The organism is Ignavibacteria bacterium (assembly GCA_017303675.1).
In the GTDB taxonomy this organism is placed as follows: Bacteria; Bacteroidota; Ignavibacteria; order Tepidaquicellales; family OLB5; genus OLB5.
On sequence record JAFLBX010000002.1, the window covers coordinates 941932 to 966401 of the forward strand.

The 24470-nt window shown below is 37.9% G+C and carries 34 protein-coding genes; 18 read left to right on the forward strand and 16 right to left on the reverse strand.

The genetic code is table 11. The features are described 5' to 3' along the window. Positions 1-14: 14 nt before the first annotated feature. From J0M37_13715 to J0M37_13745, 7 genes are all read right to left on the reverse strand, one after another. Positions 15-524, reverse strand: coding sequence for a DinB family protein (locus J0M37_13715; protein ID MBN8586143.1), 510 nt, complete (start codon positions 522-524; stop codon positions 15-17). A 17-nt stretch (positions 525-541) separates the two neighbouring features. Further along, positions 542-1105 carry a dihydrofolate reductase family protein gene (locus J0M37_13720; GenBank protein MBN8586144.1) on the reverse strand — a complete coding sequence of 188 codons (564 nt, stop codon included), beginning with the start codon at positions 1103-1105 and terminating at the stop codon, positions 542-544. A gap of 21 nt (positions 1106-1126) precedes the next feature. Beyond that, positions 1127-1531 (reverse strand): VOC family protein, encoded by a 405-nt coding sequence (locus J0M37_13725; protein MBN8586145.1) that lies wholly within the window; start codon positions 1529-1531, stop codon positions 1127-1129. A 131-nt stretch (positions 1532-1662) separates the two neighbouring features. Continuing rightward, the gene (locus J0M37_13730; GenBank protein ID MBN8586146.1) at positions 1663-2133 is read right to left on the reverse strand and encodes a VOC family protein; all 471 of its coding nucleotides are present in this window, start codon (positions 2131-2133) and stop codon (positions 1663-1665) included. A gap of 37 nt (positions 2134-2170) precedes the next feature. Continuing rightward, positions 2171-2584: a glyoxalase/bleomycin resistance/extradiol dioxygenase family protein gene (locus tag J0M37_13735; protein MBN8586147.1), complete on the reverse strand. Its 414-nt coding sequence runs from the start codon at positions 2582-2584 to the stop codon at positions 2171-2173. Between the two features lie 109 nt (positions 2585-2693). After that, positions 2694-3023, reverse strand: coding sequence for an MmcQ/YjbR family DNA-binding protein (locus J0M37_13740; GenBank protein MBN8586148.1), 330 nt, complete (start codon positions 3021-3023; stop codon positions 2694-2696). Positions 3024-3037: 14 nt separating this feature from the next. Beyond that, entirely contained in the window at positions 3038-3445 is a 408-nt protein-coding gene (locus J0M37_13745; protein ID MBN8586149.1) for a transcriptional regulator, read from the reverse strand. A 139-nt stretch (positions 3446-3584) separates the two neighbouring features. Between J0M37_13745 and J0M37_13750 the strand changes: the two genes are divergently transcribed. After that, a complete protein-coding gene (locus tag J0M37_13750; GenBank protein MBN8586150.1) occupies positions 3585-4556 on the forward strand; it encodes a helix-turn-helix domain-containing protein in 972 nt (323 codons plus the stop codon). Between the two features lie 23 nt (positions 4557-4579). Here the strand turns inward: J0M37_13750 and J0M37_13755 are convergent, their stop codons facing one another. From J0M37_13755 to J0M37_13785, 7 genes are all read right to left on the reverse strand, one after another. Next, positions 4580-5035: an acyl-CoA thioesterase gene (locus J0M37_13755; GenBank protein MBN8586151.1), complete on the reverse strand. Its 456-nt coding sequence runs from the start codon at positions 5033-5035 to the stop codon at positions 4580-4582. A 54-nt stretch (positions 5036-5089) separates the two neighbouring features. Further along, positions 5090-6112 (reverse strand): low-specificity L-threonine aldolase, encoded by a 1023-nt coding sequence (gene ltaE, locus J0M37_13760; GenBank protein MBN8586152.1) that lies wholly within the window; start codon positions 6110-6112, stop codon positions 5090-5092. A gap of 44 nt (positions 6113-6156) precedes the next feature. Further along, positions 6157-6306, reverse strand: coding sequence for a hypothetical protein (locus tag J0M37_13765; protein ID MBN8586153.1), 150 nt, complete (start codon positions 6304-6306; stop codon positions 6157-6159). Further along, positions 6303-6587 carry a nucleotidyltransferase family protein gene (locus J0M37_13770; protein ID MBN8586154.1) on the reverse strand — a complete coding sequence of 95 codons (285 nt, stop codon included), beginning with the start codon at positions 6585-6587 and terminating at the stop codon, positions 6303-6305. Before J0M37_13770 ends, J0M37_13765 begins: the two co-directional genes overlap by 4 nt. A 115-nt stretch (positions 6588-6702) precedes the next feature. Beyond that, on the reverse strand, positions 6703-9150 hold the full coding sequence (gene gyrA, locus J0M37_13775) for a DNA gyrase subunit A (protein MBN8586155.1): 2448 nt from the start codon (positions 9148-9150) through the stop codon (positions 6703-6705). A gap of 93 nt (positions 9151-9243) precedes the next feature. After that, entirely contained in the window at positions 9244-9708 is a 465-nt protein-coding gene (locus tag J0M37_13780; GenBank protein MBN8586156.1) for a DinB family protein, read from the reverse strand. Between the two features lie 86 nt (positions 9709-9794). After that, complete coding sequence (locus tag J0M37_13785; protein MBN8586157.1) at positions 9795-10520, reverse strand: purine-nucleoside phosphorylase; 726 nt, start codon at positions 10518-10520, stop codon at positions 9795-9797. A 254-nt stretch (positions 10521-10774) separates the two neighbouring features. On the opposite strand from J0M37_13785, the gene J0M37_13790 reads away from it, so the two are divergent. The 13 genes from J0M37_13790 to J0M37_13850 all read left to right on the forward strand — a co-directional run bounded on the left by J0M37_13790 (position 10775) and on the right by J0M37_13850 (position 19724). Further along, the gene (locus J0M37_13790) at positions 10775-11197 is read left to right on the forward strand and encodes a tetratricopeptide repeat protein (protein ID MBN8586158.1); all 423 of its coding nucleotides are present in this window, start codon (positions 10775-10777) and stop codon (positions 11195-11197) included. 7 nt (positions 11198-11204) lie between these two features. Next, positions 11205-12059: a M48 family metalloprotease gene (locus J0M37_13795; protein MBN8586159.1), complete on the forward strand. Its 855-nt coding sequence runs from the start codon at positions 11205-11207 to the stop codon at positions 12057-12059. Positions 12060-12093: 34 nt separating this feature from the next. Continuing rightward, the gene (locus J0M37_13800) at positions 12094-12627 is read left to right on the forward strand and encodes a hypothetical protein (GenBank protein MBN8586160.1); all 534 of its coding nucleotides are present in this window, start codon (positions 12094-12096) and stop codon (positions 12625-12627) included. 13 nt (positions 12628-12640) lie between these two features. Next, the gene (locus J0M37_13805; GenBank protein MBN8586161.1) at positions 12641-13075 is read left to right on the forward strand and encodes a VOC family protein; all 435 of its coding nucleotides are present in this window, start codon (positions 12641-12643) and stop codon (positions 13073-13075) included. 112 nt (positions 13076-13187) lie between these two features. Beyond that, complete coding sequence (locus tag J0M37_13810) at positions 13188-13694, forward strand: DUF1572 family protein (protein ID MBN8586162.1); 507 nt, start codon at positions 13188-13190, stop codon at positions 13692-13694. 10 nt (positions 13695-13704) lie between these two features. Next, positions 13705-14280, forward strand: coding sequence for an HXXEE domain-containing protein (locus J0M37_13815; protein ID MBN8586163.1), 576 nt, complete (start codon positions 13705-13707; stop codon positions 14278-14280). 100 nt (positions 14281-14380) lie between these two features. Then, positions 14381-15457, forward strand: a complete 1077-nt coding sequence (locus J0M37_13820; protein MBN8586164.1) for an META domain-containing protein — start codon at positions 14381-14383, stop codon at positions 15455-15457. Positions 15458-15574: 117 nt separating this feature from the next. Then, complete coding sequence (locus J0M37_13825) at positions 15575-15937, forward strand: winged helix-turn-helix transcriptional regulator (protein ID MBN8586165.1); 363 nt, start codon at positions 15575-15577, stop codon at positions 15935-15937. After that, positions 15915-16361, forward strand: a complete 447-nt coding sequence (locus J0M37_13830) for an SRPBCC domain-containing protein (GenBank protein MBN8586166.1) — start codon at positions 15915-15917, stop codon at positions 16359-16361. The genes J0M37_13825 and J0M37_13830 overlap by 23 nt, the downstream gene beginning before the upstream one ends. A 17-nt stretch (positions 16362-16378) precedes the next feature. Further along, positions 16379-16786, forward strand: coding sequence for a hypothetical protein (locus tag J0M37_13835; protein ID MBN8586167.1), 408 nt, complete (start codon positions 16379-16381; stop codon positions 16784-16786). A 2-nt stretch (positions 16787-16788) separates the two neighbouring features. Beyond that, positions 16789-17100 carry a hypothetical protein gene (locus J0M37_13840; GenBank protein ID MBN8586168.1) on the forward strand — a complete coding sequence of 104 codons (312 nt, stop codon included), beginning with the start codon at positions 16789-16791 and terminating at the stop codon, positions 17098-17100. Between the two features lie 66 nt (positions 17101-17166). Beyond that, positions 17167-17976, forward strand: coding sequence for a helix-turn-helix transcriptional regulator (locus J0M37_13845; GenBank protein ID MBN8586169.1), 810 nt, complete (start codon positions 17167-17169; stop codon positions 17974-17976). Positions 17977-18065: 89 nt separating this feature from the next. Further along, positions 18066-19724 carry a serine hydrolase gene (locus tag J0M37_13850; GenBank protein ID MBN8586170.1) on the forward strand — a complete coding sequence of 553 codons (1659 nt, stop codon included), beginning with the start codon at positions 18066-18068 and terminating at the stop codon, positions 19722-19724. 2 nt (positions 19725-19726) lie between these two features. Here the strand turns inward: J0M37_13850 and J0M37_13855 are convergent, their stop codons facing one another. Next, entirely contained in the window at positions 19727-20386 is a 660-nt protein-coding gene (locus J0M37_13855) for an MBL fold metallo-hydrolase (protein MBN8586171.1), read from the reverse strand. A gap of 176 nt (positions 20387-20562) precedes the next feature. Here J0M37_13855 and smpB point away from each other — a divergent pair, with 176 nt between their 5' ends. From smpB to J0M37_13875, 4 genes are all read left to right on the forward strand, one after another. Beyond that, positions 20563-21024, forward strand: a complete 462-nt coding sequence (gene smpB, locus J0M37_13860) for an SsrA-binding protein SmpB (protein MBN8586172.1) — start codon at positions 20563-20565, stop codon at positions 21022-21024. A 103-nt stretch (positions 21025-21127) separates the two neighbouring features. Further along, positions 21128-22339: a tyrosine--tRNA ligase gene (locus tag J0M37_13865; protein ID MBN8586173.1), complete on the forward strand. Its 1212-nt coding sequence runs from the start codon at positions 21128-21130 to the stop codon at positions 22337-22339. Between the two features lie 242 nt (positions 22340-22581). Then, positions 22582-23127 (forward strand): arginine decarboxylase, pyruvoyl-dependent, encoded by a 546-nt coding sequence (locus J0M37_13870; protein MBN8586174.1) that lies wholly within the window; start codon positions 22582-22584, stop codon positions 23125-23127. 20 nt (positions 23128-23147) lie between these two features. Continuing rightward, on the forward strand, positions 23148-23819 hold the full coding sequence (locus J0M37_13875; protein ID MBN8586175.1) for a thiamine diphosphokinase: 672 nt from the start codon (positions 23148-23150) through the stop codon (positions 23817-23819). Between the two features lie 115 nt (positions 23820-23934). Here the strand turns inward: J0M37_13875 and J0M37_13880 are convergent, their stop codons facing one another. Then, positions 23935-24201 carry a GIY-YIG nuclease family protein gene (locus tag J0M37_13880; protein ID MBN8586176.1) on the reverse strand — a complete coding sequence of 89 codons (267 nt, stop codon included), beginning with the start codon at positions 24199-24201 and terminating at the stop codon, positions 23935-23937. Between the last annotated feature and the right edge of the window lie 269 nt (positions 24202-24470).

Genomic DNA, 24470 nt, shown 5'->3' on the forward strand with positions numbered 1-24470 from the left:
TTAAATTAGTGGATTTACATTCCGGGATATTTCATTGCCGGGTATCCAAGGAGCCTTCTCCACAAACCGATTTGCCCGATTAAATATGATTCTCTGTGAATTGAATATGCTATCATTTCAAAAACTGGCATATCCATTTCAGGCATATCCGGCTCTTTGTGAATGCTCTCAAGCTTTTCATCGGTCAGCACCATAAGAAGCTCTCTAAGCGGGCCTGATACCTTTTGCCAATCTTTGTTATAAGATTCAAGCTCAGGATATTTAACATCATCTTTAATTCCCTGGAAGTTATTGAAAAGCTCTTCTGCAGCCTGCGAGGCTTTACCTCCCAGGTTATTTATCATTTCAACTCTCTGCTGAAGCAGGCTTCCCGCTATCCATGCGGCATGGTTGGCTTTTGAATCCAGCCTTTTATGCGCATCCTCCGGTGTTATTCCTGTTATCACATTCGGGTAAAGCTGAGTGTGAAGGTCATACAGAAAAATGAAAGGCGCCATTTTTAAACTTTTTGGTTTTGTTTCCATGGATGAATTGGTTTTAATTATTTAACATAATGATTAACTACTATTCCGCATTCATATTTTACGGAATCTTCAAGCTTAAGCTGCATCTTGCTAGTAATATCATCAAATATTCTTTTACCATTGCCAAGAGCTGTTGGATTTATAAAAAGGTAATAGTCATCAATAAGATCTTCCTTAATAAGCGAGGATACAAATCCAGCTCCGCCGTAAACCATCAAACTGCTTCCCGGCTGAGACTTTAACCTGTTAACCTCATCTTTAAGCTCACCTTTGGCAAGGGTTGTATTTTCCCATTTTGATTCACTTAAGGTTTTAGTGAATACAACCTTGGGAGTATCTGTGAATTTTACTCCAGCCCAGTGTTCAGGGTTATCTTTATTTTCCTTTACTTTTTTCCAGTGTTCAATAAAGCCGTCAGTCATGTTTTTGCCAAGCAGAATTGTATCGACCGGTTCATTAAGTCCGGTAACGAAATCTTTCAGCTTATCATCCCAGTTCCATGTCATCCAGTCAAGCTCACCGTTTGGACCTGAGACGAAACCGTCAATTGACATCTGGACCTGTAATATCAGTCTTTTCATTATTTTCCCTTTATTAATATTTTACATACCTTTTGGCTGAAGCATTCCGATCCTGTTGCCTTCGGAATCTGAAAATGCAATATAAAGTCCGACACCCGGGATATCATCCGGCTCACCTGCTTTAAACCCGCCGCCAATGATCTTGCCTCCAGCATTTTCAACATCCTTCATTGAAGCACGAATATCCTCAACTGCTATAACCACAGTTGGATACTGCGCATCTTTCATTCTTTGGAAAAGGCCGCCGTTAATTATGCCTTTTTGAGCTGGAAAGCCCTTTTCATCGGTTTCAGCAGTCTTTACTATAGTATAATTCCCCATTTCGGGTCCAAGTTTCTGCGCTTCCCAGCCAAATGCTTTTGAATAAAAATCTGACATTCTGTCCCTGTCATCACAGGGTAATTCAAAGTGTACTACCGGATACATTTTTTTCATTTCAGTATATATTAATTGGTTTATGGATGATTAATTAGCTTACAATTGAAAATTAATAGTTGATATTTGATATTTGATATTTGATATTTGATATTTGGTATTTGGTATTTGATACTTGTTAGCTAACTGATCATCGCATTTTCAAGTTCAATTATATCGAGCTTTCTCATCTTCATCATTGCCGCCATCATTTTATCTTTTTTCTCCTTATCAGGTGATTTAAGCAGCTCTATAAATCTTTTAGGCACAATTTGCCATGATAAGCCGAATTTGTCTTTAAGCCATCCGCACTGGCTTTCCATTCCGCCATCTGTGAGCATCTTCCAGTACCTGTCAACTTCCTGCTGATCTTCACAGAACACCATGAGTGATACAGCTTCGTTAAACTGGAAATGCGGACCGCCGTTTAGAGCCATAAACTCTTCATCTTCTATTCTGAAATCAGCGGTTAAAGTTGCTCCTTCGGGTCCCCCCTGGTTAGGACCGTATTTTGTTACATTAGTAATTTCAAAATTTTTAAATACCTTTTGGTAATATTCCAATGCTTCATCAGCATTATAGTTGAACCAAAGGCAGGGTTTTACTTTTTTCATAGCTGCTCCTTAAATTTATTCTTTTTGTTTAAAAATTTTATTTATTTTCCTGCGGGAACTGGCTTTCATCGCCATACATTATTTCCCATTGGTGTTTATCAAGATCTTCAAAAGCCCTGTAATACATCCAGCCATAATCCTTGGGTTCAGTATATTCAACTCCTCCTGCAGCAATTGCTGCCTCAAGCATCGTATTCACTTCATCCCTGCTGTTAACGCTTATGCAGGTTATTACCTCTGTAGCTTTGGATGCATCCGAAATTGGCTTTTTAGTAAAGGTCTTAAACATTGATTCGGTTATAAGCATCGAATAAAAATTCTCGCCTATTATCATGCAGGTTGCGTGCTCATCTGTGAACTTAGGATTAAAAGTGAATCCAAGTTTTGTAAAAAATTCAATTGATCTGTTGAGTTCCTTAACAGGTAAATTTACGAATATCTCTTTAGCCATTTTTTCTTAGTTTAAAAATGATAGTTTATTGTTGATTGTGGATAGTTGATGTTTGATAGTTCATTATTCTTCGTTCATTGTTCATTGCTCATTGCTCATTGTTCATTGCTCATTGTTCATTGCTCATTGGTTTTGCTGCTCCGAAGTATGATGTTGTAAGCGCATCAACCAGCGTATTCTTTTTTACTTTCTTCAGCTCGATATGAGTCCACCCGTGTTTTCCCCATTTATTGGGTACAGGAAATATCACACCCGGATTGACGAGTGAAAAAACATTCTGGTCAATTTCTGTAAGCTTGATTGTAGCAAGATTACGCTCAGTATTAAGTGTTGCAAAAATTTTTCCTTTAACCCTGAATGAAGTTTTATCAAAGTGCGGCATTTCAACTGCCTCAGGCAGAGATAATGCGATCTCACGGAATGTTTCTGTTTTGATCATAATTATTGACGAAATTAGCTCTTAAGTTTTACCAGGCACTCCATATCAGTATCGCCGTGATATATTTCAAGGCAATAGCCGTGTGGATCGAGTCCAGGCTCTTTCAGCAGTTCCTGAAAAGTAATACCAACAAGTTCCGGTGTTTTGCACCAGTCTTTGAGCATTATCCCGCAATAATCCCCTTTTTTAATTGTAAAGGTTTCGCAGCCGTATGTAATTGCTTCTTCAGCAGATAGTTCATCTGCTGCTGCATAATATATAATTTCATTATTTTTTCCCATCCATGAAATACCAAAAAATCTCCTTTTTTCTTCTCCGGGCAAAGCATGTAATTTTTCATGAGCTTCTTTTACTCCCCCGGGGAAGCGTACTGCTTTGATACAAATTGTCCTGATATCGTTTTCAATTTTTTTCTTTTCCATGATCTTTATTCCTATTTTTAAAATTTACCTTTGTCGCAAAAAGACCTACAAACATACGGTCATTTTACGACATAGCCAATATGTAAATACGACAATCTAACGGGTTGATTGCGACAATATATGTTGTTAATTTTGTATCATGAAAAATATCACAATTTTAGTTCCCGAAGGGGCTGTTCTTGCAAGCATTGCTGATCCAAGATATATGTTCACAGCAGCAAATGAAATGCTGAGAAATTCCGGAAAACGGGAATTGTTCACTGTCACTTTAGCAGCTTCAAAAAAAGATGTTACTTTAAATGACGGTACAGCGACAATTCACGCTGAAAGCCTGATATCCGATATCAAAAAAACAGACCTGGTGATCATCCCAGCATTGGGAAGGGATGTTGTAAAAGGAATTGAAACTAACAGGGAGCTCATCCCGTGGATAGTTGAACAGTATAAAAGCGGTTCAGAAATTGCAAGCCTGTGCATAGGCGCATTTTTGTTCGCTTCTACCGGATTGCTTAAGGGCAAACAGTGCTCAACGCACTGGCTTTATGCCGCTCAGTTCAGGCAGATGTTCCCTGATATTAAGCTTGCTGATGATAAGATAGTAACTGACCAGCAGGGTCTGTATTCCAGCGGCGGTGCTTCTTCTTACTGGAATTTGCTGCTGTACCTGGTTGAAAAATATACTGACAGGGAAACAGCTATAATGATCTCAAAATTCTTTTTGCTTGATATAGGCAAACAAAACCAGTCTTCTTTTATAATCTTTACCGGGCAGAAAGATCACGGCGATGAAACAGTTAAAAAGGCGCAGGAATATATTGAGCTAAATTATAAAGATAAAATTACAGTTGATGAGCTGTGTGATCTTTTCGGAACAGGCAGAAGGACATTTGAGCGCCGCTTTAAAAAAGCGACAAGCAACACTATTGTTGAATATATCCAGAGAGTAAAAATTGAAGCGGCTAAAAAGCAGCTTGAGCAGGGCAGAAAAACTGTGAATGAGGTAATGTACGATGTTGGCTATTCAGATACGAAGGCATTCCGTGATGTGTTCAAAAAAATTGCGGGGCTCTCACCAATCGATTACAGAAATAAGTATAATAAGGAGATATAAAACTATATCAACCATGAATATTTCTATCCTATTATTTCAACTGCATCGCCTTCAAAATCAATTATGACCTTCCTTAAATGATCGGGCAACCTTGCGGGTTTGTTGGTTTCGGCATCAAGGTTAACCTGCACTGATTTTTGTGTTACAAGCAGCCTGTCAGCATCATGGTGATATATCAAATGCTCAAAACAAAAGCTTGAGTTCTTTATATAAGAAATGCGGGTATAAATATCAAGCTGGTCATCAACCATTGCGGGTGATTCATAATTGATCTCATTGCGCTTAACATTTATCTTTACGCCGTCATCAAAAATTCCCGTAGGCAATAACTGAATTCCGAGATCACGGACATACTCTACCCTGCCAATCTCGCAGTATTCAAGATAAATGGCATTGTGCACAATGCCCTGGGAATCAACCTGGAAATTTCGGACTCTTAAGGTAAACTTATGTTTATATTTTGCTCTGTCTAGTTCCATTGAAAAATCATTATAAAATTTTTAGATTCCTGCCTTCGCAGGAATGACAAATTTTTAAGACTTTATTGTTTTAAATATCTCTATTGCCTGCCGCGTCTCTTCAGCGGTAACATCCATATGGAACACAGCCCTCATCCTGTCCTTGCCTTCATTGGTAACCAGCACACCTTTTCCTTCGAGCATCTCTTTAATTTTTGATGCATCACGGGTAGTATTAAAAACAACAATATTGGTCTGCACTGATTCCATATCAATAACAACATAAGGCAGCCTGGAAATTTCTGCGGCAAAATATTTCGCGTTGTTGTGATCTTCCCTCAGGCGATCAACATTGTTTTCTATGGCATATAACGCGCCTGCTGCAATTATTCCTGCCTGGCGCATTCCACCGCCCAAAATTTTGCGGAATTTATGCGCACGTTTAATAAAATCGGTTTCACCGCATAAAATGCTGCCAACGGGTGCCCCCAGCCCTTTTGAAAAACAGAATGTAATTGAGTCAGCGCATGTTGCATATTCTTTTACGCTCACACCTGACTCTACCGATGCATTAAAGATCCTTGCGCCATCAATATGAAACTTAAGGCCGTTATCCCGGCAGACCTTGCTTACATTCTGAATTTCAACAAGCGGGTAGATAGTGCCTCCGGCACGATTGTGGGTATTTTCAATGCACACAAGCGAAGTTTTTGGGTAGTGGTACCAATCAGGCCTTATGTGGGCTGTGATCTCATCTGGATCCATAACCCCATGCACGCCTTTTAACGGCATAACCTGCACTCCTGAAATGAATGAAGGTCCGGCTATTTCATATTTTACTATGTGTGAATCCCACTCAGCAATAATTTCTTCTGCGGGATTTGTATGGCATTTTATTGCTAGCTGGTTACCCATACATCCTGAAGTAACAAAAAGAGCTGCCGGTTTACCGGTCAGCTCCATACATTTTTCCTGCAGCAGATTTACCGTTGGATCATCACCCCATACGTCATCTCCAACTTCTGCATTTGCCATTGCTTCACGCATTTCAGGTGAAGGACGGGTTACTGTATCGGAACGCAGATCAATAATTGTCATTAAATCCTAAATTTATTTGAATATTATTATCATTCAATATTTTCTCAACCTGCAATTTCAATTTGCCTTATGATTGCATCCTGCATCATTTTATTGGCGACCAAATCATCAAATTTCTTTCCTCTGGAATACTCTTCAATAAAATTTATCGAAGTTAAAATATGGTTTAAATATGTAAAATTATCTTTGATCAACTGTAGAGGATTTTCATTTCCGAGTGAATTGATTTGATGAGATAAGGGCTAATATATTCCTCAGTTAGAAGTTCAACTTTTTTGCCGATTTTCTCTGATAGTTCTCTTTCAATCCTAACGAATTTCATCAAACTTATATCATCAGGTAATGTGACTATTAAATCAATATCACTCTCAAGCGTTTCTTCATTCCTGACATAAGAACCAAAAACAGCTACCTTGGTGGCACCTTTTGATTTCAAAAATTCAACAATTTCGGAATATAGTTTTTGTTTATCCATTTTTAAATATACTATATATAAAAATTCTAAAAAATGACTTTTTCAGCATTCAAAAATGTAAAAAGGCGGGTATATTACCCGCCTTTTATTTAGTCAGTTCAATAAATTAATTTCGTTATTCAACTTCATCATCTTCACCAACAACGCTGGCAACGGCTGAAATTGTATCGTTATCATGCAGCTTTATCAGTCTAACGCCCTGCGTATTTCTTCCCATAACTCTTATCTCGCCTACATTCTGCCTTATCATAATTCCTTTTGTTGTAATTATCATCAAGTCATCGTTATCAACAACTTCCCTTATTGATATCAGCGAGCCGTTCTTGTCGCTGGATTTCATTGTGATAACGCCTTTGCCGCCGCGGCGTGTCATGCGGTAATCCTGCAGGTCGCTGCGTTTGCCGTAGCCCTTATCAGTAACTACAAGGATGGAGGTACCTGCGCGTTTTACTGCAACAAGTCCTACAACGAAATCCTTCTTATCAAGCTTAATTGCCCTTACACCGGCAGCTGTTCTGCCCATTGAGCGCACATCGCTTTCATTGAACCTTATAGCCATACCGCCGTGAGTGCCTATTAATATTTCCTGCTTCCCGTTTGTAAGCTGAACGTCTATAAGCTTATCATCCTTACCAAGGCTTATTGCTATGATCCCGCCTTTGCGTGTATTTTCAAAGTTATTCAGGTCAGTCTTTTTCATCACGCCCTGCCTTGTTACCATTGTGATATAGTTCTCTTCGCCGAAATCTTTTACATTAAGAATCGCAGTAATCTCTTCTTCCTTGCTCTTGCCAATGTAATTGGCAACTGAATATCCTTTCGCAGTTCTTGATGCTTCCTGGATCTCATGTACCTTAAGCATGTAACATTTTCCTAGATCAGTAAAGAACATAAGATGGTTATGCGTTGATGCAACGAACATATGTTCTATGAAGTCATCTTCGCGTGTTGTTGCTCCAATGATACCTTTGCCGCCTCTTGACTGCCTGCGGTACCCGCTCACAGGTGTACGTTTTATATACCCGCTGTGGCTTATAGTGATAACAACATCTTCTTCTTTAATGAATTCCTTAATGAACTCTTCATCGCTTATCTTTACGGCATTCATCACAATTTCAGTTCTTCTTTCATCGCCGTAAGTTTCTTTAAGCTGTTTAAGCTCATCTGTCAATATCTCTCTTCTCAAAGCGTCGCTTGCGAGGATCCTTTTAAGCTTTTCGATAAGCTTAATAAGCTCGCGGTATTCTTCTTCAATTTTCTTGCGTTCAAGTCCCGTTAAGCGCTGCAGGCGCATATCAAGTATAGCTTTAGCCTGGATCTCAGAAAGCTTGAAGCGCTTCATCAATCTTTCCTGCGCAGTTGGCACATCCTTTGACTTTTTGATAACCTCGATCACTTCATCGATGTTATCCAAAGCAATCATGTAGCCTTCTAAAATATGAGCGCGCTTTTCAGCGGTATCAAGATCGAACTTCGTCCTGCGGATAATAACATTAAGCCTGTGCTTAACAAAGCTCTCCATCATATCCTTCAGGTTAAGCACCCTGGGAATTCCGTCAACAAGCGCAAGCAGTATCACACCGAAAGTAACCTGCATTTGTGTATGCTTAAACAGGTTGTTCAGGATAACATTTGCAGCACCGCCGCGTTTTACATCTATTACTACCCTTAAGCCGTCTTTATCTGACTCATCCCTTACATCAGAAATATCTTCTATTTTTTTATCACGTACAAGGTAAGCAATGCTTTCTATCAGGTTAGCTTTATTTACCTGGTATGGCAGCTCGCTTATGATGATCGTTTCCCTGTCATTTTTAGCAACTTCAATTCTTGCCTTGGCGCGGATAATTATCTTGCCCCTGCCGGTTAAGTAAGCAGATTTAACACCTTCAAATCCCCAGATAATACCGCCGGTCGGGAAATCAGGTGCTTTAATATGCTTCATTATTTTATCAATGCTGATACCCGGATCTTTAATCAGCGCAACAAGCCCGTCAACAACTTCGCTTAAGTTATGGGGCGGTATGTTGGTAGCCATACCAACAGCAATACCGCTTGAACCGTTTACAAGCAGGTTAGGCAAAATTGTCGGCAATACAGAAGGCTCTTTTGCAGTATCATCATAGTTTGCAATAAAATCAACTGTATTTTTATCAAGATCGGCTAGAATATTGTTTGATATCTGCGCCAGCCTTACTTCTGTATAACGCATAGCCGCGGGAGAGTCGCCATCAACAGAGCCGAAATTACCCTGTCCGTCAACCAGCGGGTAACGCAGTGAAAAATCCTGCACCATACGCACAATTGTATCATAAACTGCCTTATCGCCGTGCGGATGGTATTTACCAAGCACATCACCCACAACCCTTGCGGATTTTTTATACGGGCGGTTAGGCTGAAGCCCGAGCTCATTCATGCCGTAGAGCACCCTGCGGTGAACAGGCTTAAGCCCGTCCCTTACATCAGGTAATGCGCGGGCTACAATAACGCTCATTGAGTAATCCAGGTAAGAGTTCTGCATTTCCTGTTCAATATTTACAGGAATAATTTTTTCGTTAGCCATCTATATAGTTAATATGTATAAAATTAAAATTTTTTGTTATTTGATTCTAACTCACTCGATGATATTGGATCACCGTATGAGCTCAATTTCTAATTATTCAACCGGCGGAATGCCCTGCATTGCCCTTAAAAAGCCTATCTGGCCTGTATGGTACGCATCATGGTAAAGCAATTGCCTGAAAAAAACAATTCTTTCATCACCTGATGAAAATATCTCATCGCCAAGCTTTTCCGCAGAAGAGATACAGTCATCATTAAGTTTCTTCAGGTTTGCGATCTCTTCCTGCCATGTCTCTTCTGTCTGAACTTCCGGCATCGGAGCCCAGTTATCCTCTTTGGCATTCAGCTTTTTGTTTTCATTCAGATATGTAAGCGCCCAGTATTTCCAGTATGCAATATGTCTGACAATCTGCCAGATACCATGTCTTTCAGGGGATGGTTTGTATAATGCCTGCTGCATGTTAAGACCTTCGATCTGTTTCAGCAGGCTTGCCTGCCAGAAGTTCTTGCCATGAGTGAATTGTTCAATATCGTTTAAATAAGCTGCTGAGGGATTCATATAAATTACCCTTAAATTTTGGATGAAGTATTAAAAATCTGACCCGAATATTCTATGATATTCTCAAAAATAAGCAAAAATTAGCATTAATTCAATTGATTTATGAATAAAGGAAGTACTTTATTAAGGCTTATTGATGCAGATGCAGCGGTAAGAAGTACTTCTTCGTGAGAAGCCGCTTCGGTTAAATTTTCTTTTAACAGGTTGGTGATAACGGAAACGGCAAGAATATTAATTCCGCTATCATTTGCGCAAATGACCTCCGGAACGGTTGACATTCCTGCAGCATCAAGCTTTATTTTTTTCTGCATTCTTATTTCGGCTTTAGTCTCATAAGTAGGACCAGTATAGCAGCCGTAAGTCCCTTCATGCAGCTTTACTGCAGCCTGTTTACAGGCATTTATGAATTTATTCTTAAGCTCTGTGTTGTAAAAATTCCGGTTAACAAAAAGAGTGCCGAATTTCAGTTTTTCTATGAAATTAATGTGTGAATTTATCAGCATAAGATCACCTGCCCTGAAGTTATCATTCAAACCCCCTGCTGCATTTGTAACAAAAATATTTTTTACTCCGTAATCAGTTGCAGTTTTTATATTTGCCGTAATTTCTTCCAGGCTCCAGCCTTCATAAAAGTGTTTCCTGCCCTTAAAAACCAGTATTTCTTTCCCCGAAACACAGCCGCTGTAAATCACCTTGTGGTGAACACCACTATTATCTTCAAACAGCACTTTTTTGCTGGTAATAATATTTTCATCGAGCTCAATGCCTGAGCCCAGTATTAATCCAAGTGATATATTGCTATTTTTTATCAATTTATATGAATAATACTTTTTATGTTTCAAAATAATTTTATTTTTTGCAAATTTACACGATAAAATACAGTATATTGCATTGAAAATACGCTGTATTTAACAAATTGTAACAAATGCTTTAAAATTGAAACAATAAGTTATTATTATCTGTTAAAATTATTAAGCATTTTATTATAAACCAGATCAATTAATTAGTGACCGAATCCAGTATCTCAAAAGCCCAGGAATACCTGGAAAAAGCTTACAAGCTTCAAATGGATGGCAATTATGAAGAGGCTATAAGAAACTATAAACTTTCTATTGAGTTCTTTCCAACAGCCGAAGCGCACACATTTTTAGGCTGGGCATATAGTTTTTTAGGTGATCTTGACCGTGCAATAGAAGAATGTAAAGTGGCTATAGAAATTGACCCTGACTATGGAAATCCTTATAATGATATAGGTTCATACCTCATACAGCAGGCGCAGTATGATGAAGCCATTACATGGCTTGAAATGGCGCTGAAGGCTAAAAGGTATGATTCATTCCATTATGCACACCTGAATCTTGGCAGAGCATATGAATTAAAAGGCTTATGGTTTGAAGCGCTTGAAGAATATAAAACAGCTATGGGAATGTCTCCCAAATATGAGCTTGCCAAAAAGCTTTACTATACATTACAGGGTAAATTAAACTAAAATTTATATGAATTTTCTGAAAAATGAGCTGAAACATAAAGGATTCTACCCGTTCGTATTCCTTTTTTCGCTGCTTATAGCATCCGCTGTTTTCCAAAGCTGCGAACAGTCAAACATTTTTTCAGATAAAGATGATGTTGAGCTTGGCGAACAGTTCGATAAGGAAATAAAAGCCAACCCAAAAGAATTCCCGATGCTGCAGGGACACCAGGAAGTTAAGGATTATGTAACTTCAATGGGCAAGGAAATCCTGAACTCACCAAAGATCAAAAAAAGAAATATTTACCCGTACCAGTTCCAGGTCATAGATGATACAATTATCAACGCATTCTGCACACCGGGCGGATATGTTTACATATATACAGGATTAATGAAATTCCTTGATAATGAATCAGGCTTAGCCGGTGTTGTAGGCCATGAAATAGCGCATGCTGAGCGCAGGCACGTAACACAGCGCTTAACTGCTTACTACGGTGTAAGCATGCTTCTCAGCTTTATTCTTGGCGGAAATCCAAGCCTGCTTGCTGAAATTGCAGCGAATTTATTCGTAGGACTGGCATTCCTTAAAAATTCACGTGATGATGAAACTGAAGCAGATTATTACTCGATCCAATATTTAAAATCCACCAAATGGTACCCGGGCGGAATTACATTCTTCTTTGATAAGATCAAGGAAGAACAGCGTAAAAAAGGAACTACACCCGGTGATCTTGACAGGCTGCTATCCACACATCCCCTGCCTAATGACAGGATCACTTTTGTGAATAAGGAACTCGGCAAAATGAATCCAAAGCCTGACCCGACCAAGGGTCTGTATACAGATGAATACCAGGCTATGAAACAAAAGCTGCCCTCACGCTAATTGTTTTTTCTTAACCAAAAATTATTCAGAAAAAATGTTTAACAGATCACTACTGAAGCTTATTATTTTATTTTTTATATTCACATCTGCGGCATTTTCACAGGGAAGCGATAAAGTCATTGATGACTTTACCTATAAATTCAGTTTCAAAATGCCTGCAGGCTGGGAAATGAAGGATATGAAGGAGACAACAGATAAGGACGCAATATCTTATTCATTTGAATCTCCTGATAAAAAAATGACAATTATGCTCTTAGCCTTCAAGCTTAACAGCGTTAAGAATATTGACGACTTCATTTATAACCTGGAAAAAGACATTTCGCTAAACATCCCGACAAAAAGCGGCGATTACAGCGAGCAGGATTTCGGCAAATATGATATGAAGAATGCGCACTATAAGGATAATAAGTTCGATGAGACAATTTATTACTTCCGCACCAAGCTTCCTGATGCTCCATTTAATTATGTTTACATGGTGAGGTTCATTACAGAAGTTAAGGATTACACCGCAGAAAAAGAAACTGAAATTAAAAATATTTCATCAACATTTACACCAACAGCAGAATAAAAATAAAAACATTATGAGCGTAAAACCAATACCTGACGGCTTTTCAAACGTTATACCGTTTCTTGTCTGCAAAGATACCGATAAAGTGATCGATTTCTGCAAGAAGGTATTTGGCGCAAAAGAATCACACATTTCACGTGATGATAAAGGCATTATAATGCATGCAACTATTCATATTCGCGATAATGCGATTATGTTAAGCGAAGGCAGCGAACGCTACCCCGCTCAGCCGGCAATGCTGTATATTTATACCGATAACTGCGATGAATATTACAAACGCGCTATAGATGCAGGCGGAGTGTCACTTCGTGAACCCACCGATGAATTCTACGGTGACAGGTCCTGCGGCATAGCAGATTCTTCAGGCAATCAGTGGTGGATAGCCACACACACAGAAGATGTTTCAGATGAAGAGCTTATCAAGCGGCAGCAGCAGATGAAACACTGATCTTATAAATTACAATTGTAACGTGAACCCGTCAGTTGAAAAACCGGCGGGTTTTTCTTTTTAGTTCACTTATTCACTTTTATTAAAATACATTAACACTTAATTTTGAAACATGGAAAATTTACAAAAAGAATTTCTGGAAAGCTCTGTGTATTACTTTTGGCAGAACTGTTCAAGAATAGAAAAGTGCTTCTCTGAACTAAGCGAAGAGGAGATCTGGGAACACCCTAACGGCTCAACTAACAGTATTGCTAACCTTACCCTTCACCTTTGCGGGAATATAACACAATATATAATTTCAACGCTTGGAAATAACAAAGACCTTCGCGACCGCGATGGTGAATTTTCTGCTGATAAAAATTTCACTAAAGCAGAGCTGCTTCATAAACTGAAAGAAGTCACCAAAAACGCTGCTGCCGTGGCAGAAGGCTTGAGCCGCGAACAGCTTTTAGCCCAATACAGTGTGCAGGGCTTTCAAAAAAGCGGGGTTGCGATTGTAGTTCATGTTACCGAACATTACTCCTACCACACAGGACAAATTGTATTACATACCAAGATACTGAAAGATATTGATACCGGCTTTTATAAAGGTATAGATCTGAATAAAAAGAATACTTAAAGATTTAAAAATGAATTTAATTTATCAAAACTGGGCAAAGGCAGGATTAATAATTGCGCTTTCTATTATTTCATATGTATATCTTATAAGGAAACAAAATATTGCTCTTGCAGATAAATATATACTTCTTAACCTGGCATTTTTAATGCTGCACCAATTTGAAGAATATGTTTACCCCGGTGGTTTTAAAAATTATTTCAACACTAGGATATTCAATCCTTTCGGATTCTTTAAAAATAAACTTACTGATAAAGGAATATTCTGGGTTAACGTAATTCTTGGCTGGGGCTTGAATATTGCGGTATTTATAATTTTTAACGGCAATATCACAGCAATGCTGATAGTAATTACTGTATTATTTATAAACGGGATCATGCATTTTTTCATGGCATTCAAAACCAGGGATTACAATCCCGGCCTTGTGACCGGTGCAATATTTTTCATTCCGCTGGCAATGTATATTTACAGTAAATTATATTCCACCGGATTAATAAATGTTACGGATATTCTGTTAATATTTGTTTATGCAGTTTTGCTGAACCTTATGATTCCCATAACAATTTATGTAACACGTGATATTAAATAATTGTTATTAATATAGTTAGATTTGTAAACTTTTGTAAATTAAGGAACATGAGCTAAAATGCATAAGTTTAACAATAGAATTAAATAAAATTTTTAAAGAAATGAAAAGATCAATTATTTTAACCATCTGCGCAGCTTTGATTTTAGCGGAAAATATTTATTCACAGAATCAAAATGAGCTTGCAGGCACTTGGCAGGGAAAGCTTCCCTGCGCTGACTGCGAATACATTAATTACAAGCTTATTCTGCTTAGTGATAATACCTATAAAGATGAAATGGATTATTACAACAAGGATGTTAAACCATTTCAGACAGCAGGCAAATGGAGCTTTAGTGATAACATACTTACTTTGGATGAAAGTACCGGTATGAAACAAAAATTCAGATTAAGCGGAAATACATTGAACCTTCTGGACGCTTCAGGTAATTCCGTTCCACAAGGACAAATTACCAGAATGACTAAAGAGCAGCCTGTGGAAACTGACCGCTGGGCAGCAAAACGCAGCAAAGGAATAGATTTTACCGGGATGGGCAATGAACCATTCTGGAACATAGATCTGGATTTAGACGATAAGACTTTGACATATTCAAGGCTTGGTGAAAGCTCAATTACTTTTACTAATATCAAAGAAGCAGCGGTTATGGATGCACCTGTAATTACATATCAAGGAAATACAGCGAAACATGAAATTTCTGTTGATATAATCAAGCAGGAATGCACAGATAACATGGCGGGAGATGTTTTTCCTTACAAAGTAACAGTTAAGCTGCGCACCGGTAAAAGTCTGAAGGTTGATACGCTTAATGGCTGCGGCACTTACCTGGCTGATCTAAGGCTCGGCGGTAACTGGCTGATAAGTAAAGTGAACGGAAAAGATATAAGTGAATATAAGATCATGAAGGAAAAATCACCCCAAATGGTTCTTTCACTTTCGCTTGAGCGTTTCAGCGGCAACGCAGGCTGCAACAGCTTTTTTGGAAGCTTTGAATCAAAGGGCAACAAACTTCGTTTCGGCAAAACCGCTTCAACTATGATGATGTGTCCGGATATGAAGCTTGAAAACGATGTTTTCTCAATAATAAATGAAGGTTATTACAGTTTCATTATTGAAAATAACATTCTAACCCTTATTGATATGAAAGGCAATGTTGTTATTGATTTTATAAAGGCAGATTAATATTAAATTTTTTTTCATTAGATCAGAAGCCGGTTAACAGCCGGCTTTTTTATTTAAAAATTATTATTTAACCATTTGGTTAAATGTTTATGAATCATTATATTTGTTAAAATAAAAATGAATAAAGAGTCGGAATCAGTCAAATTAGATATGTTATTCTCTTCACTTGGTGACAGCACCCGTAGAGAAATACTAAGCAGGATCAAGGAAAAGCCGCAGAATATAATAAAACTTGCAGAAGATTTTAATATGTCTTTACCGGCAGTTTCGAAACATATTAAGATATTAAGTGAAGCGCAGTTTATTATTAAAGAAAAAAAAGGACGGTTTATTTACTGCAGCTATAATTTCAATGCTATTAAGCCGGCATTGGATTGGATAAATACTCAGCACAGCCTATGGGATAACAGCTTTAACAAGCTAACAGAGTTAATAAAAATCAAAACGATTACTAAACGTGGAAGAAGAAATAAAAGATAAAACGCTAATTTATTTAAAAAGAGAATTTCCATGCAGCGCAGAAGAGCTTTTTAAAGCTTTTTTAAAAGAAGAATTGTTCAGTAAATGGTTCTGTCCCCCGGGATTTGAAGCGGGTAATTTTAATGTATCTCCCTTTGAAGGAGGTGGCTATAAATGTGAATTTTTGAAAGAGGGGAAGCATGTATTAACCATCAAAGGTGAATATAAAGAAATAAAAAAATTCAGTCGCCTTATTTTCACATTAATGTATGATCCTGATCATTCAAATATAGGTAAATGCATAATTACAGTCAGCTTTTCAGGTTCAGATTCAAGAACTACACTTGTACTTAACCAGGAAATAAACGGGAAAATTGAAAGTAGCGGCAGAACCAAAGGCTGGGAATTTATGTTTGGTGTACTTGAAAAATTAATAATAAAATAAAATATAACTTAATTATTATGACAAAAGCAAAAGGAACAAAAGAATATCCATGGAAGCTGAAAACACCTCCCGGAACGTCAGAGTATGAAATGTACATAGATACAAAAGACGGCAAAGAGGTAATTGTTTGTACGGTCGGTAAAACAGTATTGCTTTATAATGCTGACTGTATAAAAGACCTGCATACAATGTTAAAAAAACACGGTGACTGGATGGAGCTCGGCTCAACTGATGAACAAAAAGAAGCAAAAGAAGGAACAGTAGAAGCATGGGGAAGATCTCCCAAAAATCCAGTTGGCGGCTGGTATGGTTTAAAAAAAGGTTTAAGAGGACGGTTTGGAATGTACATTCCCCCGTTACTGGAAGAATTGGGACTTGCTGAAGTGGAACATAATCCCAGAAACAACAGAATGAGGGCAAAATAATAATGAAAGCAGTAAGAGTACAATACAAGGTTAGACCTGAATATACAGATACCAATAAAAAGAATATCGCCGGAGTTATGAATGAGCTTAAGAAAGCCAATGAAGACGGAATAAAATATTCAGTTTTTATTAGTGAAGATGATGTAACATTTATGCATTTAGCTGTTTTCAGGCATGAAACAGAACAGAAGAAACTCAATGAAATGGAGTCATTTAAAAAATTCGCTTCAGAATTACAGGCAAGCATACCTGTTGAGCCTCCAAAACCTGAAACTCTGTTTCTCGAAGGCTCAAACCATTTCATAATCTGGTAAAGATACATTTTAGCAGAGTTCATTTATATTTTCTTTGCTATCTTATGCATATTTATTTATAGATTAGTGGAATATTTAGACAAAGGTAAATATTACGGAGTACCAAATAAGGTTATAAATCTTGGAGATATTGTTCTCACTGATAACGAGTACGTTCATAAAAAAGTAGACTGGCATTACCACGAAAATGCGTATTTCACATATTTGATAAAGGGCCGGCTTCAGGAAATAAATAAAAAAGAAACATTTAATTGTAATGCCGGCACTCTGCTTTTCCATAATTGCCAGGATGCGCATTATAATATAAAACCGGATGGTTTTACCCGCGGATTCCAGCTTGAATTCAGCTCTGGCTGGCTGCACAAGCATGATTTCAAAACAGAAAATTTTGAAGGCTCAGGAATAATTTGTGATATTGAGCTTAGAAATATTTTCAATAATATTTATATAGAATCAGTATTAAATGATAATGTTTCGGCTATTTCCATTGAGGCTTTGCTTACAGAGTTTTTTACAGTTATGAACAGGCAGCATGAGATAAGCAATTCTAAATTACCTTCATGGTTAAAAACAGTGGAAAGCATTTTAACGGAAGAAACCGAAATGCCTCTAACTCTTGAAAATCTTTCAGAACGCTCCGGTGTCCACCCTGTTCATATTTCAAGGATGTTCCCAAAATACTACGGGACCACTATAGGTAATTATATCCGCAAAATTAAAATAAATAAAGCTATAGACCTAATTTTCAATTCAGAGCTCTCACTAACTCAAATAAGCGCAGCATGCGGCTTTTCCGATCAAAGTCATTTCATCCGTGTTTTCAGAGCTTTCAGCAAAACCACACCGCAATTATTCAGAAAAACACTGAAAAATTAATTTTTAATTTTTCTAAATGTTAATTTCATTCTATTTTAGAAATCAGATGTTCATTATCTTTGTTGAAAATTAATTTTTATAAACTATTAATGAAAATACTGCTAATCATTATATCATTAATTACTCTCCCAAATGTAATATACTCATTAAATACTTTCGATAGCCTGTTTATTAAAGATAACGGAATTACTTCCGAAGTTCATAAGAACAACACAGGTAAAATTACATTTATGGAAAGTATTATTCCAGTTGAAAGTTTTACCGAATCTGATTTCCTTAGTTCAATTGAGCTTCTCAACGTAAAAGATCTGAACATTCGTGTGTATCTTAAGAATTCGTTGACCAATGAGCTGCACAAACTTGCCCCGGAGCTTTCTGCTGATGAGCTAAATGCCAAGGGCAATTACAGGTTTGAATTTTATGTTGATGATAATTTAATGTACTCAGAAGACCTAAATCCCGGCGCGGGTTCAGGTGAGAGTAAAAAAGTAAATACTGTTTTCAGGGTACCGCTGATAAGCTCAACCGGCGAAGATTCATGGGGCAGGTTTTTATGGCAGAGATTCATGTTCAAAGGCGGAGAAGATGCCCTTACTGAAGGAACGCATAAGCTTAAAATTATTATTAAGCCGTATTTTAAAAATGGATCTGTGATCTACGGTGATGTAATTGCATCCGGTGAAATTTTACTGAACATAAAATACCCCGAAATAAGCGAAGCAGAAAGCCGCATACAGTTAATTTCAAGCAATAGCGGCTGGGAAACGGCTGGTGATGTGGTTGATACAGCTATTATCAGAGATCTTAATACCAAAATACTTCAAAATTACTTCAAAGAAATAACAGGTATTGCAGTAATAAAAAGCGGTGAGCTTGTTTTAGAAGAATATTTTAACGGTTACAACAGGGATTCCCTTCACGATACACGCTCTGTTGGTAAATCATTTGCATCTGCATTAACCGGTATTGCAATTAATGATGGCTTTATAAAGAGTGAAAATGAAACTTTAAACAAATTTTATGACCTAAAAAAATATGATAACTTCAGCCTTGATAAAGAAAAAGTCACTCTTAAAAGCCTTTTAACAATGAGCTCAGGTTTTTACGGGTCTGATCTCGATATGAGCTCCCCCGGCAATGAGGAAAATATGTATCCCGCTGCTGATTGGGTTAAGTTCGCTTTAGACCTGCCTATGGATAGCCTAAAGACTATCGGTAAGAGCTGGGATTATTTTACAGCTGGTGTTGTATTGCTTGGTGATATTCTAAATAAATCTGTTCCAAACGGACTGGAAAAGTATTCAGCAGAAAAATTATTTCAACCTTTGGAGATCAGCAGGTATCAATGGGAATATACCCCGCAGGGTGTGGCAAACACTGCAGGCGGTCTCCGCCTGAGGCTGCTTGACCTGGCAAAATTCGGCTGGCTTTATAACAATAAAGGGAAGTATAAAAATAAGCAGATACTGCCTGAAGAGTGGGTTAATAAATCACTGACCCGTCACCTGCAGATACCGGGCAGCGAAAATGAATTCTATGGTTACCTGTTCTGGAATATGATATTTAATGTAAATGGAATTTCTTACGAAGCATACTATGCAAGCGGAAATGGCGGGAATAAAATATTCATATTTAAAGAACTGCCTCTGGTAATTGTTATTACATCAACAGCATACAATAAACCATACTCACACAGGCAGGTTAATATAATTTTAGAAAAATATCTGCTGCCGGCAGTTGTGAAATAATTTCACACTAAATTATCATACTCCCCGTTTAAAAATGGATTTGCGGCTTTTTCCTCGCCTACTGTAGTAGCATCCATGTGTCCCGGATAAATGACAAAATCTTCAGGGTATATCATAATTTTGCTGTTAATTGAATCAAGCAATATATCTATATCACCCATCCACAGGTCAGTGCGGCCAATTGAGCCGCGGAAAACTGTATCACCCCCGAAGATAATTTTCTCTTTTTCATCAACAAAGCATACGCTGCCGGGTGAATGGCCCGGCGTATGAATTATTCTAAACTCATTGCCCGAAACTTCAATAACATCGCTTTCATCAATAAATTTATCAGGTGCAGGCGGTTTTGGGAACTGCACACCGAACATTGCCGCCTGGTCCATTGCCCTATCGATAAGCGGCAGGTCTTCTTTGTGCATCAGCACAGGCACGCCAAATGTATCTATTGCCCATTTGTTGCCCATAATGTGATCGATGTGGCCATGGGTTAGCAGTATGAGCTTTATATTAATTCCGTTGGATCTGATGTAATTCAATATTTCATTTTTTTCAAAATCTTCATAAGCACCGGGGTCGATAATTACACCCTCTTTTGTTTTCTCATCCCAATAGATGTAGCAATTCATTGAAAACGGGTTAACTGTGAATGTTTTAGTTGTCATAAATTCCTGTTTGCCTGATCACTGATCCGGCAGTCGAAACAGCGTTTCGACTTACCTGTTTATAGTATAGTTTTTACTTACTTTTTTAAATATTTTTGCAATTTACAATGAACAACAGGGAAAAAACAGTCAAACCGAAGCCAACAGGCACAACGGGCAATATGTCAACAGGCAATATGCCTGTTTCAAAACCGCGAAAAGAGGTGGTAATTGCTTTAAATAAAAAGGCTTATCATGACTATTTGATCCTTGATAAATATGAAACAGGCATCGTACTAAGCGGCACTGAAGTGAAGTCACTTCGTGACCATAAGGCAAGCCTGGTTGATTCATACGCCCGTGTAAAGAAAAATGAAGTTTGGCTCTTAAACGCTAATATTGCTGTTTACAAGCTTGGGACGTTTACCAATCACGAACCAACCAGCAGCAGAAAGCTGCTGATGAAAAAAAGTGAGATCAGAAAGCTTGAAAACAAGCTTAAGGATAGGAGTCTTACTTTAATACCGCTCAAATTATATTTTTCGGGTCCCTTTGTTAAAGTAGAGCTTGGTCTGGCAAAAGGCAAGAAGCAGTATGATAAGCGCGAGTCCATTAAAAAGGCAGATGTACAGAGGCAGCTGAAGAGAGTGAAAGTATAATTTTTATCATGTCATTCTGAACTTGTTTCAGAATCTGTTTTTTAATATTGATTTAAGAAGACCCTGAAACAAGTTCAGGGTGACAAATTTTTATATAACATATATGTCATTTCCACCGGTAAAAGAACAAATTGATCATATTAAACGGAATACAGTTGAAATTATTCCCGAAGATGAACTCGTTAAGAAACTCGAAAAATCCATTAAGGAAAATAAACCACTCAGGATAAAGCTTGGGTGCGACCCTTCCCGTCCCGATCTTCACATTGGGCACGGTGTTGTACTGCAAAAGCTGCGTGATTTCCAGGACCTGGGACATAAAGCTGTGCTCATCATTGGTGATTTCACAGCAATGATAGGTGACCCTTCCGGCAAAAGCAAAACACGACCCGCATTAACAATGGAAGAAACCCGCATAAACGGGAAAACATATTTTGAACAGGCTTCACGCATACTGCTTGAGAAAGATCTTGAGATAAGGTATAACTCTGAATGGCTTGATAAGATGACCTTCAGCGATGTTATAAAGCTTTCAAGCAAATATACCGTAATGCAGATCCTTGAGCGTGATGATTTTACCAAGCGTATGGCGAGTAAGACTCCCATTAGCCTGCATGAGCTGCTATACCCTTTGAGCCAGGCATATGATTCCGTTGCAGTGCAAAGCGATGTTGAGCTTGGCGGCACCGACCAGAAGTTCAATTTACTTGTTGGAAGGGCAATTCAGGAAGCATACGGTCAGCCATCACAATGCATTGTAACATGCGAGCTGCTTGAAGGCACTGATGGTGTTGAAAAAATGAGCAAGTCGCTAAACAACGCTATTTGCTTTACAGATTCACCTAAAGATATTTTCGGAAAATCAATGTCGATCCCGGATAAGCTCATCTATAAATACTTTACGCTGGGCACAATGCTCAATGATGCTGAGCTGGCTGAAATAAAAAAACAGCTAGATGACCCGGCAACAAATCCACGTAACCTGAAGGTTCGTTTGGGTTATGAGCTTGTAAAGAAGTATTATGATGAAGAATCCGCGAAATACGCTCAGAATGAGTTTGAGACTATTTTTGTTAAGAAGGAAATCCCGGATGATATCCCTGAATTTAAGCTTGACGCAAAAGAAGTAAAGCTGGTTACTATTATTAAAGAAAATAATATGGCGGCAACTTCTTCCGAAGCTATCAGGTTAATAAAACAGGGCGGTGTAACAATTGACGGTGAAAAGATCACGGATGAAAAGCATATTATCAGGGCTGAAAAGGATTTCGTGCTGAAAGTCGGCAAAAGGAAGTTTTTGAAGGTAAGGGTTTAGTTTCGACCTCACCCCTCTACGAGTCTTCGACTCGAAGAGTCGTAGACCTGCCCCTCTCCTGAAAGGAGAGGTGAGAAAGACCAATAGCTTTAGGTAATTGCCCCCCTCTCCCTCCGGGAGAGGGGTTGGGGGTGAGGGTTCTTAACAATTATTATATAACGGTTTTAATTTTTATTTATTATATTTGCGCTGTATAACTCACCTATTTTTATTTAATTATCTAATTGGAGAAATAACAGAAATTGTTCAAACCTACTAAAATCTTTTTCACCAAGGGTGTTGGAAGGCATAAAGATTATTTACAGTCATTCGAGCTGGCTCTTCGTATGGCAGGCATAGAAAAATGCAACCTGGTTTCGGTATCAAGTATTTTCCCGGCAGGCTGCAAAAGGCTATCAAAAGAAGAAGGCGTTAAGCTTCTCGAGCCAGGGCAGATAACATTCTGCGTTATGGCAAGAAATTCCACAAATGAAGCCAACCGTCTTATTGCATCATCAATAGGGGTAGCATTACCCAGTGACGGCAATCAGTACGGGTATATTTCAGAGCATCACCCGTTCGGCGAATCTGAAAAAATATCCGGTGAGTATGCCGAAGATATTGCCGCGCAGATGCTTGCTACAACTCTTGGTATTGAGTTTGACCCTGAACAGGCATGGGATGAAAGGGAGCAGGTTTATAAAGCCAGCGGGCAGATATATAAAACCTTCAATGTTACACAATCAGCCGAAGGCGATAAAGCAGGTATTTGGACAACTGTTATAGCTGCTGCAGTAATGCTTCCGTAAAGTAAAATTCATCAAGCTATATGCCAAAAGTGAAGCTTCAAACGGATAATATTAAGGAATGTTTGATAGTATCACATGGCAAATTAGTAAAGAGTGACTTAAACTATATATTAAAATTTATTAAGCCCCGTAAGGCATTATTTATAATTGCCTGTGACGGGGCTTCTGAATTTCTGAAAGCCAGCAGTATCACCCCCGATGTAATTATAGGCGATCTTGATTCCATAAAACCCGCAGTCCTGAAATATTTTTCAAGGAAAAATGTCGTAATAAAAAAAGTATATGACCAGAATAAGAACGACCTTGAAAAAGCTATCATTTATGCCCTATCGAAAAAATTCAAGCATATAAATATTATCGGTTTTGGCGGCAAAAGGCTGGACCATACTCTGAACAATCTGAGTATACTTAAAAAATTTTACCTTAAGGCTGATATTAGAATATTTGATAATGGTTTCGAAGGTAAAATAATTAACAGGATTGTTGAAATTGATTGCCGTATTGGTGATACAGTATCACTGATCCCATTACCTGAAGCTGCAGGCATTACTACCAGCGGATTAAAATACCCATTAAAAAACGGCTCGCTTGAAATTGGAATTCGTGAAGGAGCGTTAAATGAAGCTGTTGCTGAAAAGGTTTCGGTAGAGATTAAATCAGGTGTATTGCTTGTATTAAATAAATCTACTTAATTCTATGCATCTAATTCTGCGAGGAGCAAAGAGACGAAGCAGTCTCTTTAGAACATATTGCCTGAATTATGAGATTGCTTCGCTGCGCTCGCAAAATTTAGTTCTATAATTGAAATTAAAAACTTAATGTATCAAAAAAATCATCCCAATTGGGATTAATTTTGTTTATTAAGTCAATTTTCTTCTTTCTAGAACCCGCTTTAAGTTGTCTTTCCCTTGCTATGGCATCATCGCCATTTGCAAATAACTCATAATACACTAATTTATTTACATTGTACCTGGATGTAAATGATTTTACTGTTTTATTTTTATGATCCAAAACTCTTTGGTATAAGTTTATTGTAAATCCTGTGTACAATACACTGTTATACTTATTTGTCATAATATAAACGGCAAATGTTTCCTGGGTCATATTTTATAATATTAATTTTTTAATTCTATTAATGAGATTGCTTCGCTGCGCTCGCAAAATTTATTATTTTCAATTCTGCGAGGAGCGAAGCGACGAAGCAGTCTCATTAAGAACATATTGCCTGATTTATGAGATTACTTCGCTGCGCTCGTAAAATTTAATATTTTCAATTCTGCTAGGAGCGAAGCGACGAAGCAGTCTCATTAAGAACTCATTGCATGATCTATAAGATTGCTTCG

Coding starts and splice junctions, on each gene's coding strand:
- J0M37_13820 (MBN8586164.1), top strand. CDS start 14,381: ATGAAAAGATCAATTATTTTAACCATCTGCGCAGCTTTGATTTTAGCG.
- J0M37_13840 (MBN8586168.1), top strand. CDS start 16,789: ATGAAAGCAGTAAGAGTACAATACAAGGTTAGACCTGAATATACAGAT.
- J0M37_13755 (MBN8586151.1), bottom strand. CDS start 5,035: ATGGAACTAGACAGAGCAAAATATAAACATAAGTTTACCTTAAGAGTC.
- ltaE (MBN8586152.1), bottom strand. CDS start 6,112: ATGACAATTATTGATCTGCGTTCCGATACAGTAACCCGTCCTTCACCT.
- J0M37_13725 (MBN8586145.1), bottom strand. CDS start 1,531: ATGTATCCGGTAGTACACTTTGAATTACCCTGTGATGACAGGGACAGA.
- J0M37_13795 (MBN8586159.1), top strand. CDS start 11,205: ATGAATTTTCTGAAAAATGAGCTGAAACATAAAGGATTCTACCCGTTC.
- J0M37_13750 (MBN8586150.1), top strand. CDS start 3,585: ATGAAAAATATCACAATTTTAGTTCCCGAAGGGGCTGTTCTTGCAAGC.
- J0M37_13745 (MBN8586149.1), bottom strand. CDS start 3,445: ATGGAAAAGAAAAAAATTGAAAACGATATCAGGACAATTTGTATCAAA.
- J0M37_13875 (MBN8586175.1), top strand. CDS start 23,148: ATGCCAAAAGTGAAGCTTCAAACGGATAATATTAAGGAATGTTTGATA.
- J0M37_13800 (MBN8586160.1), top strand. CDS start 12,094: ATGTTTAACAGATCACTACTGAAGCTTATTATTTTATTTTTTATATTC.
- J0M37_13835 (MBN8586167.1), top strand. CDS start 16,379: ATGACAAAAGCAAAAGGAACAAAAGAATATCCATGGAAGCTGAAAACA.
- J0M37_13735 (MBN8586147.1), bottom strand. CDS start 2,584: ATGGCTAAAGAGATATTCGTAAATTTACCTGTTAAGGAACTCAACAGA.
- J0M37_13720 (MBN8586144.1), bottom strand. CDS start 1,105: ATGAAAAGACTGATATTACAGGTCCAGATGTCAATTGACGGTTTCGTC.
- J0M37_13730 (MBN8586146.1), bottom strand. CDS start 2,133: ATGAAAAAAGTAAAACCCTGCCTTTGGTTCAACTATAATGCTGATGAA.
- J0M37_13850 (MBN8586170.1), top strand. CDS start 18,066: ATGAAAATACTGCTAATCATTATATCATTAATTACTCTCCCAAATGTA.
- J0M37_13810 (MBN8586162.1), top strand. CDS start 13,188: ATGGAAAATTTACAAAAAGAATTTCTGGAAAGCTCTGTGTATTACTTT.
- J0M37_13790 (MBN8586158.1), top strand. CDS start 10,775: ATGGATGGCAATTATGAAGAGGCTATAAGAAACTATAAACTTTCTATT.
- smpB (MBN8586172.1), top strand. CDS start 20,563: ATGCCTGTTTCAAAACCGCGAAAAGAGGTGGTAATTGCTTTAAATAAA.
- J0M37_13825 (MBN8586165.1), top strand. CDS start 15,575: ATGAATAAAGAGTCGGAATCAGTCAAATTAGATATGTTATTCTCTTCA.
- J0M37_13805 (MBN8586161.1), top strand. CDS start 12,641: ATGAGCGTAAAACCAATACCTGACGGCTTTTCAAACGTTATACCGTTT.
- J0M37_13855 (MBN8586171.1), bottom strand. CDS start 20,386: ATGACAACTAAAACATTCACAGTTAACCCGTTTTCAATGAATTGCTAC.
- gyrA (MBN8586155.1), bottom strand. CDS start 9,150: ATGGCTAACGAAAAAATTATTCCTGTAAATATTGAACAGGAAATGCAG.
- J0M37_13715 (MBN8586143.1), bottom strand. CDS start 524: ATGGAAACAAAACCAAAAAGTTTAAAAATGGCGCCTTTCATTTTTCTG.
- J0M37_13865 (MBN8586173.1), top strand. CDS start 21,128: ATGTCATTTCCACCGGTAAAAGAACAAATTGATCATATTAAACGGAAT.
- J0M37_13740 (MBN8586148.1), bottom strand. CDS start 3,023: ATGATCAAAACAGAAACATTCCGTGAGATCGCATTATCTCTGCCTGAG.
- J0M37_13770 (MBN8586154.1), bottom strand. CDS start 6,587: ATGGATAAACAAAAACTATATTCCGAAATTGTTGAATTTTTGAAATCA.
- J0M37_13880 (MBN8586176.1), bottom strand. CDS start 24,201: ATGACAAATAAGTATAACAGTGTATTGTACACAGGATTTACAATAAAC.
- J0M37_13815 (MBN8586163.1), top strand. CDS start 13,705: ATGAATTTAATTTATCAAAACTGGGCAAAGGCAGGATTAATAATTGCG.
- J0M37_13780 (MBN8586156.1), bottom strand. CDS start 9,708: ATGAATCCCTCAGCAGCTTATTTAAACGATATTGAACAATTCACTCAT.